This window comes from Pseudomonas sp. TE3-3-F2023, assembly GCF_036784815.1.
Taxonomy (GTDB): Bacteria; Pseudomonadota; Gammaproteobacteria; order Pseudomonadales; family Pseudomonadaceae; genus Aquipseudomonas; species Aquipseudomonas pudica.
In genome coordinates this window covers 4799965-4816256 of sequence record NZ_CP145113.1, presented here as the reverse complement: position 1 = coordinate 4816256, position 16292 = coordinate 4799965, and the positions used below count along the sequence as shown (strand labels likewise).

10 protein-coding genes are annotated in these 16292 nt (G+C 64.1%); 6 read left to right on the top strand and 4 right to left on the bottom strand.

The window, feature by feature from the left end; translation table 11 throughout:
* Positions 1-139: 139 nt before the first annotated feature.
* Positions 140-895: a GntR family transcriptional regulator gene (locus V3314_RS22130; RefSeq protein ID WP_015271161.1), complete on the top strand. Its 756-nt coding sequence runs from the start codon at positions 140-142 to the stop codon at positions 893-895.
* Positions 896-1127: 232 nt separating this feature from the next.
* Positions 1128-1826: an aquaporin Z gene (aqpZ, locus tag V3314_RS22125; protein WP_338459646.1), complete on the top strand. Its 699-nt coding sequence runs from the start codon at positions 1128-1130 to the stop codon at positions 1824-1826.
* Here aqpZ and guaD read toward each other — a convergent pair.
* From guaD to xdhA, 4 genes are all read right to left on the bottom strand, one after another.
* Positions 1823-3127 (bottom strand): guanine deaminase, encoded by a 1305-nt coding sequence (gene guaD, locus V3314_RS22120; RefSeq protein ID WP_025340027.1) that lies wholly within the window; start codon positions 3125-3127, stop codon positions 1823-1825. The genes aqpZ and guaD overlap by 4 nt on opposite strands.
* Positions 3128-3137: 10 nt before the next feature.
* A complete protein-coding gene (gene xdhC, locus V3314_RS22115; RefSeq protein ID WP_063912780.1) occupies positions 3138-3983 on the bottom strand; it encodes a xanthine dehydrogenase accessory protein XdhC in 846 nt (281 codons plus the stop codon).
* Positions 3984-4131: 148 nt separating this feature from the next.
* A complete protein-coding gene (gene xdhB / locus V3314_RS22110; protein WP_338459645.1) occupies positions 4132-6531 on the bottom strand; it encodes a xanthine dehydrogenase molybdopterin binding subunit in 2400 nt (799 codons plus the stop codon).
* Positions 6524-7978, bottom strand: a complete 1455-nt coding sequence (xdhA, locus tag V3314_RS22105; protein ID WP_085601239.1) for a xanthine dehydrogenase small subunit — start codon at positions 7976-7978, stop codon at positions 6524-6526. The genes xdhB and xdhA overlap by 8 nt, the downstream gene beginning before the upstream one ends.
* Before the next feature lie 268 nt (positions 7979-8246).
* Between xdhA and V3314_RS22100 the strand changes: the two genes are divergently transcribed.
* From V3314_RS22100 to ligA, 4 genes are all read left to right on the top strand, one after another.
* Positions 8247-8906, top strand: coding sequence for a GntR family transcriptional regulator (locus tag V3314_RS22100; protein ID WP_046615036.1), 660 nt, complete (start codon positions 8247-8249; stop codon positions 8904-8906).
* A 3-nt stretch (positions 8907-8909) separates the two neighbouring features.
* Positions 8910-12398 carry a chromosome segregation protein SMC gene (gene smc, locus V3314_RS22095; RefSeq protein WP_338459644.1) on the top strand — a complete coding sequence of 1163 codons (3489 nt, stop codon included), beginning with the start codon at positions 8910-8912 and terminating at the stop codon, positions 12396-12398.
* A 205-nt stretch (positions 12399-12603) separates the two neighbouring features.
* Positions 12604-13494, top strand: coding sequence for a cell division protein ZipA (gene zipA, locus V3314_RS22090; RefSeq protein WP_015271153.1), 891 nt, complete (start codon positions 12604-12606; stop codon positions 13492-13494).
* Positions 13495-13730: 236 nt separating this feature from the next.
* Complete coding sequence (gene ligA / locus V3314_RS22085) at positions 13731-16061, top strand: NAD-dependent DNA ligase LigA (protein WP_338459643.1); 2331 nt, start codon at positions 13731-13733, stop codon at positions 16059-16061.
* Positions 16062-16292: the final 231 nt, after the last annotated feature.

Genomic DNA, 16292 nt, shown 5'->3' with positions numbered 1-16292 from the left:
GTACAAAGAATGCAAATAATGTTTTATCTTTTGTGTGCGCAATGCGTCGTACAACGGCTATATAGGTAAAAGGCCACCTGCAGAAACGGCTCAGCCTGTGTACAATGGCGCCATACTTTCCTTCGTGCCTCGAGAGCCCATGAACGAACAGCTGCAACCTCTGAAGAAACCTGCGCGTACCGGCAAGGCCGGCCGCAGTGGTACCCAGGACGACATCGTCTACGCGCATATTTTCGAGGCGATCCTCGAGCAGCGTCTGGCACCGGGCACCAAGTTGAGCGAGGAAGCGCTGGGCGAGATCTTCGGCGTCAGCCGCACCATCATCCGCCGCGCCTTGTCGCGTCTGGCCCACGAAAGCGTGGTGCTGTTGCGGCCGAACCGCGGCGCGGTGGTTGCCAGCCCTACGGTGGAAGAGGCCCGCCAGGTGTTCTTCTCCCGGCGCATGGTCGAAAGGGCCATTACCGAACTGGCCGTGCAGCACGCTACCCTCGAGCAGCTCAACGAGCTGCGGCAGATGGTGCGTGAGGAGCGCGACAGCTTTTCCCGTGGTGACCGCGGTGCCGGCATTCGTCTTTCCGGCGAATTCCACCTCAAGCTGGCCGAGGCCGCGGGTAATGCGCCGCTGGTCAGCTTCCAGCGCAGCCTGGTGTCGCAGACTTCGCTGATCATTGCCCAGTACGAAAGCGGCAACCGTTCGCATTGCTCGTATGACGAACACATGCAGCTGATCGATGCCATCGAGGCGCGCGATGCCGAGCAGGCGGTGAGCCTGATGATGCACCACATGGACCACATCGACAGCAAGCTGAACCTGGACGAGGAGAGTGCCTCGGACGATCTGCATGCGGTGTTCTCGCATCTGCTGAAAAAGCCCAAGGTTTCTGCCAAGGGTTGATCGTTTGCTGAAGTGAAAGTAGTGCGCCGTTGTGGGAGCGGGTTCACCCGCGAACACCGGCGCAGCCGGTGCCATACACCGTGTCGCCTTGTTCGCGGGTAAACCCGCTCCCACAAGCAGTACGGCCATCTCTCGCAGTTGACCAAACGTCTGCTAAATTCTTGTGAGCAAACCTTCATCAAGCAGTTGGGCTTGCGCGTCCGTTGCGTTCAACTTCTTGAGGAAAGGATTCATGAGCATGTCCCTCGGTAAACGCATGGGGGCCGAACTGGTCGGCACCTTCTGGCTGGTACTTGGTGGCTGTGGCAGTGCGGTACTCGCCGCCAGTTCCCCCGTCGGCATCGGTGTACTTGGCGTCGCCTTCGCCTTCGGCCTTACCGTGCTGACCATGGCCTTTGCCATCGGTCATATCTCCGGCTGTCACCTCAACCCCGCCGTGTCGTTCGGGCTGGTGGTGGGCGGGCGCTTCCCGGCCAAAGAGCTGTTGCCCTACGTGATCGCCCAGGTGATCGGCGCCACCCTGGCGGCAGGTGTGATCTACCTCATCGCCAGCGGCAAGGCAGGTTTCGAGCTGTCTGCGGGGTTGGCTTCGAACGGCTACGCCGACCACTCGCCCGGCGGCTACACGCTCGGGGCGGGCTTTGCCAGTGAGGTGGTGATGACGGCGATGTTCCTGGTGGTGATCATGGGTGCCACCGATGCCCGGGCGCCTGCGGGTTTTGCACCGATCGCCATCGGCCTGGCCCTGACCCTGATCCACCTGATCTCGATCCCGGTGACCAATACCTCGGTCAACCCCGCGCGTAGCACGGGGCCGGCCTTGTTCGTCGGTGGCTGGGCCCTGCAACAGCTTTGGCTGTTCTGGGTGGCGCCGCTGATCGGTGCTGCGATCGGCGGCGCACTGTACCGGGGCTTGGCAAAAGAACCTTAGCGCTGGTGCACGCAACGCCCGGCGGCGTAGGTTTCACGCACAGTGCGGTCGTCGCCGAGGGTGGTTAGCACGAACAGGGTTTCCTCGATGCTGTTGGACTGTTGGATGCGGTAGTCCAGCAGTGGCGTGGCCTTGTAGTCCAGTACCACAAAGTCGGCATCGTTGCCCGGGCGCAGGCTGCCGATGCGGTCGTCCAGGCGCAGCGCGCGGGCGCCGCCAAGGGTGGCCAGGTACAGTGACTTGTACGGGTGCAGGCGCGCGCCCTGCAGCTGCATCACCTTGTACGCTTCGTTCAGGGTGTTGAGCAGCGAGAAGCTGGTGCCGGCGCCAACGTCGGTGCCCAAGCCTACATTGACCTTGAAACGCTCGGCCTGGGGCAGGTTGAACAGGCCGCTGCCCAGGAACAGGTTGGAGGTGGGGCAGAAGGCCACGGCCGAGCCGGTTTCGGCCAGGCGCTGGCATTCGTCATCGCACAGGTGCACGCCATGGGCGAATACCGAGCGTTCGCCCAGCAGCTCGAAGTGGTCGTATACGTCGAGATAACCCTTCTGCTCGGGGAACAGCGACTTGACCCAATCGATCTCCTTGAGGTTTTCCGACAGGTGCGTGTGCATGTACACGCCCGGGTGCTCCTTCAGCAATTGGCCGGCCAGCGCCAGCTGTTCAGGCGTACTGGTCGGGGCGAAGCGCGGGGTGACTGCATAGTGCAGGCGGCCCTTGCCGTGCCAGCGCTCGATCAGTGCCTTGCTTTCGGCATAGCCGGACTCGGCGGTGTCGGTCAGGTAGTCCGGAGCGTTGCGGTCCATCATCACCTTGCCGGCAATCAGGCGCAGGTCCAGGCGCTCGGCTTCCTCGAACAAAGCATTGACCGATTCCGGGTGCACGCTGCCGAACACCAGGGCGGTGGTGGTGCCGTTGCGCAGCAGTTCCTTGAGGAAAATCTTCGCCACCTGGTCGGCGTGGCCCTTGTCGGCGAACTGCTTTTCGCAAGGGAAGGTGTAGGTGTTCAGCCAGTCCAGCAGCTGTTCGCCGTAGGAGCCGATCATGCCGGTCTGCGGGAAGTGGATATGGGTGTCGATGAACCCCGGGGTGATCAGCGCGTCTTGGTAGTGCTCGACCGGGATATCGGCATCCAGGGTCGGCAGCAGTTCGGCGGCGTGGCCAACGGCACGGATACGGCCATCGTCGACCACCAGCAGGCCGTCCTCGAAGTATTCATGGGAAGCCTCCAGGCCCACCTCGGCCGGGTCGGCGATGCTGTGCAGGATGGCGGCACGGTAGGCTTTGCGGGTAACGGTCATAACACACTCGTCAAATGGCTTGGCTGCGCCGGGAAGGCGGCAGCAACTGGGCAATGGGGCCGGCATTGGCGGCAGCATCGTGCTGGCCGAAGCAGGCGTTGTAGGTGGCGATGATTTCACCGGCGATGGACACGGCGATCTCGATGGGCAGCTTGCCCTTGACCTCGGCCAGGCCCATCGGGCAGCGCATGCGCGCCATCACGGCATCGTCGTAGCCGCGTTCGCGCAGGCGGTGCTCGAACTTGACCCGTTTGGTCTTCGAGCCGATCAGGCCGAACCAGGTGAAGTCGTTGCGCTTGAGAATGGCGGCGGTCAGTTCCAGGTCGAGCTGGTGGTTGTGAGTCATGACGATGCAATAGCAGCCTGGCGGCAGCTCTGCTACCTCGTCGACCGGCTCCTCGCTGACCACCTTGGTCACCCCGTCGGGGATCAGGGCAGGGAATTCCTGCTCGCGCGAATCGATCCAGCGCACCCGGCAGGGCAGCGCGGCGAGCAAGGGTACCAGAGCCCGGCCGACATGGCCCGCGCCGAACACCGCGATCTGCGCCTGCACCGCGGCCATGGGTTCGAACAGCAGCACAGTGACGCCGCCGCAGCACTGGCCAAGGCTGGCACCGAGGCTGAAGCGCTCCAGGTGCGGGGTGGTGCGGTGCTCTTCGAGCATCTGCCGGGCGATGTGCAGGGCTTTGTATTCCAGGTGGCCGCCGCCGATGGTGTCGAACAGGCCGCTGGCGCTGACGACCATTTTCGAGCCGGCATTGCGCGGGGTCGAGCCGCGCTCCTCGATGATGGTGACCAGCACGCAGGCTTCGCCACGGGACTGGTGGTCGGCGAGGGCGTTGATCCATTGGTGCATGATGCAGATCCTCATTTCAGGTGGCCTGTACTGGCCCTATCGCCGGCAAGCCGGGCTCCCACAGGTACAACACAGGGCTTGCCAGCGGCGCAGTACCTGTGGGAGCCGGCTTGCCGGCGATAGGGCCCGAACAGGCGCCCACCCAACCTCAGTGAGTGACGGTTTCCAGCTCCGGCTCGGCAGGTTGCGCTGCAGCCACCGCCTTGCGCATCTGCTCGCACCCCCACAACACCCGCTCCGGCGTCGCCGGCGCATCCACCTGTGGCTGCACGCGGTAATCGGCGATGCTGGCCACGGCGTCCTTGATCGCGCACCAGGCGGCGATGCCGAGCATGAACGGCGGCTCGCCCACGGCCTTGGAGTGGAACACGGTGTCTTCCGGGTTCTTGCGGTTCTCCACCAGCTTCACCCGCAAATCCAGCGGCATGTCGGCCACTGCAGGGATCTTGTAGCTGGCCGGGCCGTTGGTCATCAGCTTGCCCTTGGCGTTCCACACCAGTTCTTCGGTGGTCAGCCAGCCCATGCCCTGAATGAAGCCGCCTTCCACCTGGCCGATGTCGATGGCCGGGTTCAGCGAGTCACCCACATCGTGCAGGATGTCGGCGCGCAGCATCTTGTATTCGCCGGTCAGGGTGTCGACCACCACCTCCACGCAGGCGGCGCCGAAGGCGAAGTAGTAGAACGGCCGGCCACGTGCCTGGCTGCGGTCGTAGTAGATTTTCGGCGTGCGGTAGAAGCCGGTGCTGGACAGCGACACCTGGGCGAAGTAGGCCTGCTGCACCAGTTGCTCGAAGCTGACGATCTGGTCACGCACGCGTACATGGCCGTTGCGGAACTCGACGTCTTCTTCGGTCACCTGGTAGTGCCGCGCGGCGAACTCGGTCAGGCGCTTCTTGAGGATTTCGGCAGCGTTCTGCGCCGCCTTGCCGTTCAGGTCGGCACCACTGGAGGCAGCGGTCGGCGAGGTGTTGGGCACCTTGTCGGTATTGGTGGCGGTGATCTGGATGCGGCTGAAGTCGACCTGGAAGATCTGAGCCACCACCTGTGCCACCTTGGTGTTCAGGCCTTGGCCCATCTCGGTGCCACCGTGGTTCAGGTGAATGCTGCCGTCGGTGTAGATATGGATCAGCGCACCGGCCTGGTTGAGGAAGGTGGCGGTGAACGAAATACCGAACTTGACCGGGGTCAGCGCCAGGCCCTTCTTCAGGACCGGGCTGTTGGCGTTGAAGCGGCGGATAGACTCGCGGCGCTCGGCGTAGTCACTGCTGGCTTCCAGTTCGGCGGTCATCTCTTCGACAATGTTGTGCTCGACGGTCTGGTAGTAGTGGGTGACGTTGCGCTCGGTCTTGCCGTAGTAGTTGGCCTTGCGCACCGCCAGCGGGTCACGGCCCAGGTGGCGGGCGATGTGGTCCATCACCTGCTCGATGGCGACCATCCCCTGCGGGCCGCCGAAGCCGCGGTAAGCAGTGTTGGAGGCGGTGTTGGTCTTGCAGCGGTGGCCGTGCACGGTGGCATCGCCCAGGTAGTAGGCGTTGTCGGAGTGGAACATGGCGCGATCGACGATCGAACCGGACAGGTCGGGCGAGTAGCCGCAGTTGCCGGCCAGGTCGAAGTTGATGCCGTGCAGGCGCCCGTCGTCGTCGAAGCCCACATCATACTCGACGTAGAACGGGTGGCGTTTGCCGGTCATGGTCATGTCTTCGACCCGTGGCAGGCGCATCTTGGTCGGCTGGCCGGTCAGGCGCGCCACCACGGCGCACAGGCACGCCGGGCTGGCGGCCTGGGTTTCCTTGCCACCAAAACCGCCACCCATGCGGCGCATGTCCAGCACCACCTTGTTCATTGGCACGTCGAGTACTTCGGCGACCAGCTTTTGCACTTCGGTGGGGTTTTGCGTGGAGCAGTAGACGATCATGCCGCCGTCTTCGGTGGGCATCACCGAGGAAATCTGTGTTTCCAGGTAGAAGTGTTCCTGGCCACCGATGTGCAGGGTGCCCTGGATGCGGTGCGGGGCACTGGCCAGGGCAGCAGCGGAATCGCCACGCTGGTGGGTGTGGCTGTCGAGCACGAAATGTTTCTTGCGCAATGCTTCGACCACATCCAACACCGGCTCCAGGTCTTCATACTCGACGATGGCGGCCATGGCCGCACGGCGTGCGGTGTCAAGGTCGCGGGCGGCCACGGCGAGCACCGGCTGGCCGAAGAACTCGACCTTGTCGATGGCCAGCAGCGGGTCGCCGGCCACTACCGGGCCGATGTCCTTGAGGCCGGGGATGTCTTCGTGGGTGATGGCTATGCGCACGCCCTCGAAGGCATAGCACGGCGTGGTGTCGATGCGCAGGATGCGCGCGTGGGCGCGGTCGGCGGTGCGTGCATAGACATGCAACTGGTTGGGGAATTCCAGGCGGTCGTCGATATATACCGCCTCGCCGGACACATGCTTGTCGGCGCTGTCATGCTTGACGCTGCGGCCGACCCCGGTGGTCAGGTCCTGGCTGAACAGTTTGGCCATCTCGGCCTGGCTCTTGGCTACGTGATGGTTAGACATAAGCGGTCACCCGGGTTTCGATGTACGGCGTTTGCTGTTCGATGAAGTACTTGCGCAGCAGGTTCTGCGCGGTCAGCAAGCGGTATTCCTTGCTGGCGCGGAAGTCGCTGAGCGGGGTGAAATCTTCCGCCAGGGCCTGGCACGCACGCTCGATGGCGGCCTGGTTCCACGGCTTGCCGCGTAGAGCCGCTTCGCAGGCACGGGCCCGTTTGGGGATCGCCGCCATGCCGCCGAAGGCGATGCGCACACCGCTGACCACGCCGTCTTCGATGCTCAGGTTGAAGGCGCCGCACACGGCGGAAATGTCATCGTCCAGGCGCTTGGACACTTTATAGGCGCGGAATGCCCAGTCGGTGGTGGCGCGCGGCACGATGATCTTCTCGATGAACTCGCTGTCCTGGCGGGCAGTGATGCGGTAGTCGATGAAGTAGTCCTCCAGTGGCATCACCCGCTGGCGCTCGCCCTGGCGCAGGACGATCTGTGCATCCAGGGCAATCAGCAAGGGTGGCGAGTCGCCGATTGGCGAAGCGTTGCCGATATTGCCGCCCAGGGTGCCCTGGTTGCGGATCTGCAGCGAAGCGAACCGGTGCAGCAGGGCGCCGAAGTCCGGGTATTCCTCGTTCAGCGCGCCGTAGCAGTCGGTGAGCGGGGTGGCGGCGCCGATTTCCAGGTGGCTGGCGGTCTTCTCGATGCGCTTGAGCTCGGCCACATGGCCGACGTAGATCATCACCGGCAAGGTCTTGTGGAACTGGGTGACTTCCAGGGCCAGGTCGGTACCGCCGGCCAGCAGCCGCGCCTCGGGGTGCGAGCTGTACAGGTCGGCCAGGTCGGCGACGGTCAGCGGCACCAGGCAGCGTTTGTCGCCGCTGTTCAGCTCGCCAGTCTGGGTTGGCGCGATGGCCTTGAGGCGGCTGATTGTCTGCGCTTGCTGGGCATCGAACTGGTCGCGGCAGGGTTGGCGGCAACTCTGCTCGGCAGCATCGAGGATCGGCCGGTAGCCGGTGCAGCGGCACAGGTTGCCGGCCAGGGCCTCCTGGGCCTGGTGCAGGTCGGGGCCGCTGCTGTTCTTCTGCAGGGCGAACAGCGACATGACGAAGCCGGGGGTGCAGAAGCCGCACTGCGAGCCATGGCAATCGGCCATGGCCTGTTGCACGCTGTGCAGCTGGCCCTGGTGCTTGAGACCCTCGACGCTGATCAGTTGCTTGCCGTGCAGCGACGAAACGAAGGTCAGGCACGAGTTCAGGCTGCGGTAGCGCAGGCTGTCGTTGCCCTGGTCGTCCTGGGTCAGTTCGCCGACCACCACGGTGCAGGCGCCGCAGTCACCACTGGCGCAGCCCTCCTTGGTGCCAGGTTTGCCCAGGTGCTCGCGCAGGTACTGCAGCACCGTCATGTTTGGGTCCAGGGCATGCTCACTACGCAGCTCCTGGTTGACGAGAAACTGGATCACGGGGATGGCCTCGCAATGGTTTTATTGTTGTTGGGCGGACTCTAAGCAAGAGCTGTCCAGCTGGTCAATATTTTTCTGACTCAAAGGTCAAGAAATTGCTCATGTCCAGGCCCGGCCGCACACATTGCCCATATCCCAAGCATAGATCGCGCCGGGCATCGGGTTGCCTTGCAGCTCAAATAAACCGCCAGGCCCCTCTGCGCGATTACCGGCCAATTACGCTACAATCGGTTCCTTGTGCCCAGTTCAATGATTTTGAAGGAAAACCATGACGTTCAAGGCCCCGGACAGCCTCTCCGAGCAGATTGCCGATTACCTGGCCGAACGCATCATCCGTGGCGAGCTGGCGCCAGGCGAGCGTATCCAGGAGCAGAAGGTCACCCAGGCACTCAACGTCAGCCGCGGCTCGGTGCGCGAGGCACTGCTGATCCTTGAACGTCGCCACCTGGTGGCGATCCTGCCGCGCCGGGGTGCACACGTGACCGAGCTCGACGAGCGCAGCGTGCGCAGCCTGTGCGCACTGATGGGCGAGTTCTACATCCTGCTGGGTAACGCGGTTGCGCAAAAATGGCGCACCGATGCCGACCTGCGCCCGTTCCTGGAGATCCAGCAGCGCCTGCAGCGGGCCCATGACCAGCTGGACATCAAGACCTTCGTCGCCGACAGCTTCGCGGTCATGCGGGCGGCCTATCCGTTCGCCGACAACCCGTTCCTGCAGGAAACCGTGGAAAACCTGCAGCCGGCGATGAGCCGTGCGTACTACCTGTCGCTGGACCAGCGCCAGGCCAACATGATCGATTACCTGGACCTGTTCGCCCGCCTGCTCGACGCCGTGATCGCCCGTGACCTGCCGCGCATTCGCGAGGTACTCACCGCCTATGGCCAGCGCAGTTGCGAACTGGTGCTGGCGGCGTTGGCCCGAGGCTGACCGATGCGCCTGAAGTGCATTCGCCTGGCCGGGTTCAAGTCGTTTGTCGACCCGACCACGGTCAACTTCCCCAGCAACATGGCGGCCGTGGTCGGCCCGAACGGCTGTGGCAAGTCCAACATCATCGACGCCGTGCGCTGGGTGATGGGCGAGAGTTCGGCGAAGAACCTGCGCGGCGAGTCGATGACCGATGTCATCTTCAACGGCTCCAGTGGCCGCAAGCCGGTCAGCCAGGCCAGCATCGAGCTGGTGTTCGACAACAGCGAAACCACCCTGGTCGGCGAATATGCCGCCTATGCCGAGATCTCGATCCGCCGCAAGGTCACCCGCGACGGGCAGAACAGCTACTACCTCAACGGTACCAAGTGCCGTCGGCGCGATATCACTGACATCTTTCTCGGTACCGGCCTGGGGCCACGCAGCTACTCGATCATCGAACAGGGCATGATCTCCAAGCTGATCGAGGCCAAGCCCGAGGAGCTGCGTAACTTCATCGAGGAAGCCGCCGGCATTTCCAAGTACAAGGAACGCCGCCGGGAAACCGAGAGCCGCATCCGCCGCACCCAGGAAAACCTGGCGCGTCTGACCGACCTGCGCGAAGAGCTGGAGCGCCAGCTGGAGCGCCTGCACCGCCAGGCTCAGGCAGCCGAGAAGTACCGCGAATACAAGGCCCAGGAACGCCAGCTGAAGGCGCGCCTGTCGGCCTTGCGCTGGCGTGACCTGGACGAACGGGTGCGCCAGCGCGAGGCGGTGATCGGCGACCAGGATGTGTCCCATGAGGCGCTGGTGGCCGAGCAGCGCAATGCCGATGCCAGCATCGAGCGCCTGCGTGATGGCCATCACGAATTGTCCGAGCGCTTCAACCAGGTGCAGGGCCGCTTTTACTCGGTCGCTGGTGACATAGCCCGGGTCGAGCAGAGCATCCAGCACGGCCAGCAGCGCCTGCGCCAGTTGCAGGATGACTTCAAGGAGGCCGAGCGTACGCGCCTGGAGACCGAGTCGCACCTGGGCCACGACCGCACCCTGCTGGCGACCTTGGGCGAAGAGCTGGCCATGCTCGAGCCCGAGCAGGAGATTACCCTGGCCGCTGCCGAACAAGCTGCCGCTGCCCTTGAAGAAGCCGAACTGGGCATGCACGGCTGGCAGGAACAGTGGGACAGCTTCAACAACCGTTCCGCTGAGCCGCGCCGCCAGGCCGAAGTGCAGCAGGCCCGCCTGCAGCAGCTGGAAGCCAGCCTGGAACGCCACGCCGAGCGCCAGCGCAAGTTGGGCGAAGAGCGCGAGCTGCTGGGCAGCGACCCACAGGATGCAGCCCTGCTCGAACTGGCCGAGCAACTGGCCAGTAGCGAGATGTTGCTGGAAGAGTTGCAGTTGTCGGAAGAGCAGGTGGTCGAACGTCTGGAAGGCGCACGTGAGCAGCTGCAACAGGCCATCCAGGCCCAGCAGCAGGCGCAGGGCGACCTGCAACGCCTGGGCGGGCGCCTGGCCTCGCTCGAAGCCTTGCAACAGGCCGCCCTGGAGCCGGGTGCAGGTGCTGCGGACTGGCTGCAGGGCCAAGGCCTGGAGCAACAACCGCGGCTGGCTGAAGGGTTGCGGGTCGAATCGGGCTGGGAGCTTGCGGTAGAGACCGTGCTCGGCGCCGACCTGCAAGCTGTGCTGGTGGACGACCTCGGTAACCTGGATTTTGCCGGCCTGGAACAGGGCGAGTTACGCTTGCTGCTGGCCAGCGGTACCGGCTCGTCGCTGCCCGGCAGCCTGCTGGAAAAGGTCGAAGGCTGTGTCGACCTGGCGCCCTGGCTGGGCCACGTCAAACCCGTGGAGGACCTTGCTCAGGCACTGGCGCAGCGCGCCTCGCTCGGCGAAGGCCAGAGCCTGGTCAGCCGCGATGGCTACTGGGTTGGCCGACACTTCCTGCGGGTGCGCCGTGGCGGCGAAGCCGAAGGCGGCGTGCTGGCACGCGGCCAGGAGATCGAGCGCCTGGGCCAGGAGCAACTGGAGCAGGAAGCGGCGCTGGAGCAGTTGGAGCAGCAACTGCAGGCCCTGCGCGAGCAGCAGCTGGACCTTGAAGAGCAGCGTGAACAACTGCGCCGCCGCACCCAGGAAGAAAACCGCCTGCATGGCGAGCTGAAAGCCAACCTGTCGGCTGGCCGCGCACGTGCCGAGCAGGTCGAGCTGCGCCGCCGGCGCCTGCACGACGAGCTGACCGAGCTGGAAGAACAACGCGCCCTGGAACATGAGCAGCTGGGCGAAGCCCGCCTGCTGCTGCAGGAGGCCCTGGAGCTGATGGCCCAGGACACCGAGCAGCGCGAGCAGTTGATGGCCCGCCGCGACACCCTGCGCGAAAGCCTCGATCGCGTGCGCCAGGAGGCCCGCCAGCACAAGGATCACGCCCACCAGCTGGCTGTCCGCCTGGGCTCGCTGCGCGCACAGCATGATTCCACCCGGCAGGCCCTGGAGCGCCTGGAGCAGCAGGCCGCGCGCCTGATCGAGCGCCAGGAGCAACTGAGCCTGAACCTGGAAGAGGGCGAGGCCCCACAGGAAGAGCTGCGCCTGAAGCTGGAGGAACTGCTGGAGCGGCGCATGAGCGTCGACGAAGAAATGCGCCAGGCCCGCCTGCACATGGACGAAGCCGACCGCGAACTGCGCGACGCCGAAAAGCGCCGTACCCAGGCCGAGCAGCAGGCCCAGTTGCTGCGTGGCCAGCTGGAGCAGTTGCGCCTGGAGTGCCAGGGCCTGGATGTGCGACGCAAGACCCTGCAGGAGCAGTTGCTGGCCGATGGCTACGACCTGCAAGGCGTGCTCGCCACCCTGGAGGCCGAGGCCAGCGAGCAGGGCACCGAACAGGAGCTGGAGCAGCTCGAGGCGCGTATCCAGCGCCTGGGGGCGATCAACCTGGCGGCCATCGAAGAGTACGAGCAGCAGTCCGAGCGCAAGCGTTACCTGGACGCCCAGGACGCCGACCTGGTCGAAGCCCTGGAGACCTTGGAAAACGTCATCCGCAAGATCGACAAGGAAACCCGCAACCGCTTCAAGGATACCTTTGATCAGATAAATGCCGGATTACAGGCACTTTTCCCAAAAGTTTTCGGTGGTGGCAGCGCTTATCTGGAACTGACGGGCGAAGATCTACTCGATACAGGGGTAACGATCATGGCGCGACCACCGGGCAAGAAGAACAGCACCATCCATCTGCTGTCCGGCGGCGAGAAGGCACTGACCGCATTGGCGCTGGTGTTTGCCATCTTCAAGTTGAACCCCGCACCGTTCTGCATGCTCGACGAAGTCGATGCGCCGCTGGACGATGCCAACGTCGGGCGTTACGCCCGCCTGGTCAAGGAAATGAGTGAAAGCGTGCAGTTCATCTACATCACCCATAACAAGATTGCCATGGAGATGGCGGACCAATTGATGGGGGTGACCATGCATGAGCCGGGCTGTTCACGTCTGGTTGCCGTCGATGTGGAGGAGGCCATGGCCATGGTCGACGCCTGATGCTCGACGATAAGGGCATATTCTGTGGCGAAATGCCCCCGCCATGTGCCACAGACGGTGTAAAGTTGTCTTTGGTCGTGCTAGCTTAATGTCACTCGTTTTTTGCGTGGGTAAAACGCCTGTCAGAACATAGAGTTGGCGCCACGTGTTAAAGGGCTTTGAACCCTTTGTTTTCAAGCATATTTTTATAGAGGCACGGGATTACATGGAAATCGGTCTGCGCGAGTGGCTGATCGTCATCGGCATCATTGTCATTGCCGGGATTCTTTTCGACGGCTGGCGCCGCATGCGCGGCGGGAAAGGCAAGTTGAAATTCCGTCTGGATCGCAGTTATTCCAACCTGCCGGACGAAGAGGGCAATGCCGAAGTGCTTGGCCCGTCGCGGGTGCTGGATACCCACAAGGAGCCTGAGCTGGACGAAAGCGACCTGCCGTCGCTCAGCGCTTCTGCGCGTGATCGTGAGCGCGAACCCAAGCCGGCCAAGGCTGCCAAGCGCGGCAAGCGCGCCACCGCTGCTGCGGATGCGCAGCAGGGCGACCTGAACCTGAGCGCCGAGCCGCGCGAGCCTGACCTGTTTGCCGACAGCGATGATGACTTTGCCGCGGAAAATACCCGCAGCAACGGTGCCGCACCTGCCAGCAGCAGCGTCAAGGAGCTGCCGCCGGCCGAGGAAGTGCTGGTGATCAGCGTCATCTCCCGCGACGAGGGTGGCTTCAAGGGCCCGGCGTTGCTGCAGAACATTCTGGAAAGCGGCCTGCGCTTCGGCGAAATGGACATATTCCACCGTCACGAGAGCATGGCCGGTCACGGCGAGGTGCTGTTCTCCATGGCCAACGCCGTCAAGCCCGGTGTGTTCGACCTGGACGACATCGACCACTTCAGCACCCGCGCGGTGAGCTTCTTCCTCGGCCTGCCGGGGCCGCGCCATCCGAAGCAGGCCTTCGATGTGATGGTGGCTGCGGCGCGCAAGCTGGCGCACGAACTGAACGGTGAGCTCAAGGACGACCAGCGCAGCGTGCTGACCGCCCAGACCATCGAGCACTATCGCCAGCGCATCGTCGAGTTCGAGCGCCGTGCGCTGACCCAGAAGCGCTGACAGATCCAGACGAAAGAGCAGCCTGAGGGCGTGCTGGTCGGTTCGGGTAATGCTGTTGCCTGCACTGGCCCTATCGCCGGCAAGCCAGCTCCCACAGGTGTATCACTGCCCTCCAGGCCTGTGGTTTACCTGTGGGAGCTGGCTTGCCGGCGATAGGGCCGGGGCAGGCAACACCAATCCAGGCCCCATGCACCACCTCAGGCTGCTCTTTTGCTTTGCAAGAGAAGACAAATCCCATGACCGCCGAAACCCGTATCCACGAACTGCGTGCCGAGCTCGACCAGCACAACTACCGCTACTACGTGCTCGATGAGCCAAGCGTGCCCGATGCCGAATACGACCGCCTGTTCAACGAGCTCAAGGCGCTTGAAGCCGAACACCCGCACCTGGTAACCCCCGACTCGCCCACCCAGCGCGTTGGGGGCGAAGCCCTGGCCGCGTTCAGCCAGGTACGCCACGAAGTGCCCATGCTCAGCCTGGGCAACGCCTTCGAAGAAGCCGACTTGCGTGAGTTCGGCCGTCGCGTGGTAGACGGCCTCGACCAGCCCGGTGCGGTCGACTACAGCTGCGAGCCCAAGCTCGACGGCCTGGCCGTAAGCTTGTTGTACCGCGACGGCCAGCTGGTGCAGGGCGCCACCCGTGGCGACGGCACCACTGGCGAAGACATCAGTGCCAACGTGCGTACCGTGCGCAACATCCCGCTCAAGCTGCAAGGCGAGGGATGGCCGGCGGTGCTGGAGGTGCGCGGCGAGGTGTACATGAGCAAGGCCGGTTTCGATCGGCTCAACGCCGCCCAGGCCGAAGCCGGTGGCAAGACCTTCGCCAACCCGCGCAACGCCGCCGCCGGCAGCCTGCGTCAGCTGGATTCGAAAATCACCGCCAGCCGCCCGCTGGAATTCTGCTGCTATGGCGTCGGCCAGGTGTCCGCGAGCATTGGCGACAGCCACATCGGTATCCTCGAGCAGCTCAAGGCCTGGGGGCTGCCGATCAGCCGCGAACTCAAGCATGCCGCCGGCATCGAAGAATGCCTGGCCTACTACCGCGACATCGGCGAGCGACGCAACAGCCTGCCATACGAAATCGACGGCGTGGTGTTCAAGGTCAACAGCCTGGCCGCCCAGCGCGAACTGGGCTTCCGCGCCCGTGAGCCGCGCTGGGCGATTGCCCACAAGTTCCCGGCCATGGAAGAGCTGACCGAGGTACTGGATGTCGAGTTCCAGGTCGGCCGCACCGGCGCGGTAACGCCCGTGGCACGCTTGAGGCCGGTCAAGGTCGCAGGTGTGACCGTATCCAACGCCACCCTGCACAACATGGACGAAATCGCCCGCTTGGGCCTGCGCATTGGCGACACGGTGATCATCCGCCGTGCCGGTGACGTGATCCCTCAGGTAATGCAGGTGGTACTGGAGCGTCGCCCGGAAGATGCGCGCCCGGTGCAGGTGCCGAGCGAATGCCCGGTATGCGGCTCGCAGGTCGAGCGTACCCAGCTGGTCAAGCGTAGCAAGGGCAAGGAAACCACCAGCGAGGGCGCGGTGTACCGCTGCGTCGGTCGCCTGGCCTGTGGTGCCCAGCTCAAGCAGGCAATCATCCACTATGTGTCGCGCCGCGCCATGGACATCGACGGCCTGGGCGAGAAGAGCGTCGAGCAACTGGTGGACGAAGGCCTGATCGGCTCGCCGGCCGACCTGTACAAGCTGGAATTTGACCAGATCGTTGGCCTGGAAGGTTTTGCCGAAGTGTCCAGCAAGAAGCTGCTGGATGCCATCGAAGCCAGCAAGCGCCCGAGCCTGGCGCGCTTCATCTACGCCCTGGGCATACCGGACGTAGGCGAGGAGACCGCCAAGGTGCTGGCCCGCTCGCTGGGCAGCCTGGCGCGCGTGCAGCAAGCGCTGCCGCAAGTGCTCACCTACTTGCCAGACATCGGCTTGGAGGTGGCCTACGAGATTCACAACTTCTTCGAGGACGAGCACAACCGCAAGGTCATCAAACAGTTGCTCGACAGTGGCATGCAACTGCAGGACGAAGGCGAGTTGGCTGCCGAATTCGCCGCCAGCACCACCCTGGCCGGCATGATAGCCAAGCTCGATATCGCCTCGGTTGGCCCGACCGGTGCCGAGAAGCTGGTGGCCAAGCTCGACAGCCTGGACAAGATCATCGCCGCCGACGGCATCGACCTGCGCCAGGCCCTGGCGACCAAGCAGGCCGAAGCCGTGCGCGAGTTCTTCAAGGATGAAGCCAACCAGAAGCTGGCCCGGGACATCGAGGCACAGTTGCTGGCGTTCGGCATGCACTGGAGCAGCGAGAAGAAAGTCGCCGAAGGCCTGCCGCTGGCCGGCCAGACCTGGGTGCTGACCGGCACCCTGGAGCGCATGAGCCGTGATATCGCCAAGGAAAAGCTGGAAAGCCTGGGGGCCAAGGTGGCGGGTTCGGTTTCTGGCAAGACCCACTGCGTGGTGGCGGGGCCGGGGGCGGGGTCCAAGCTGGCCAAGGCCAGCGAGTTGGGCGTGAAGGTACTTGATGAAGATGCCTTCGTCACCTTCCTGGGTGAGCAGGGCATCGCTGTCTAGCAGGCCAATGGCAGATCTTGCTGCTTGCACGGTCCTTGTGGGGGCGGGCGTGCCCGCGAACACGGGCGAAGCCCGTGCCATCCACCGCGGCGCCTGCTCCCACAGGTCCTGCGCTGATCTTGCTGTCAGCGCCAACCCTGTAGGAGCGGGTTCACCCGCGAGTTGGCAGCTCCAGGCCACCCCAGCCCGGACAAGTCATTGAGAAATGATGACTTTTTCTCCTCCAGAGGT

Bases quoted from the DNA above. Each gene is read 5' to 3' on its own strand.
- V3314_RS22130 (WP_015271161.1), top strand. From the start codon at position 140: ATGAACGAACAGCTGCAACCTCTGAAGAAACCTGCGCGTACCGGCAAG.
- aqpZ (WP_338459646.1), top strand. From the start codon at position 1,128: ATGAGCATGTCCCTCGGTAAACGCATGGGGGCCGAACTGGTCGGCACC.
- guaD (WP_025340027.1), bottom strand. From the start codon at position 3,127: ATGACCGTTACCCGCAAAGCCTACCGTGCCGCCATCCTGCACAGCATC.
- xdhC (WP_063912780.1), bottom strand. From the start codon at position 3,983: ATGCACCAATGGATCAACGCCCTCGCCGACCACCAGTCCCGTGGCGAA.
- xdhB (WP_338459645.1), bottom strand. From the start codon at position 6,531: ATGTCTAACCATCACGTAGCCAAGAGCCAGGCCGAGATGGCCAAACTG.
- V3314_RS22100 (WP_046615036.1), top strand. From the start codon at position 8,247: ATGACGTTCAAGGCCCCGGACAGCCTCTCCGAGCAGATTGCCGATTAC.
- smc (WP_338459644.1), top strand. From the start codon at position 8,910: ATGCGCCTGAAGTGCATTCGCCTGGCCGGGTTCAAGTCGTTTGTCGAC.
- zipA (WP_015271153.1), top strand. From the start codon at position 12,604: ATGGAAATCGGTCTGCGCGAGTGGCTGATCGTCATCGGCATCATTGTC.
- ligA (WP_338459643.1), top strand. From the start codon at position 13,731: ATGACCGCCGAAACCCGTATCCACGAACTGCGTGCCGAGCTCGACCAG.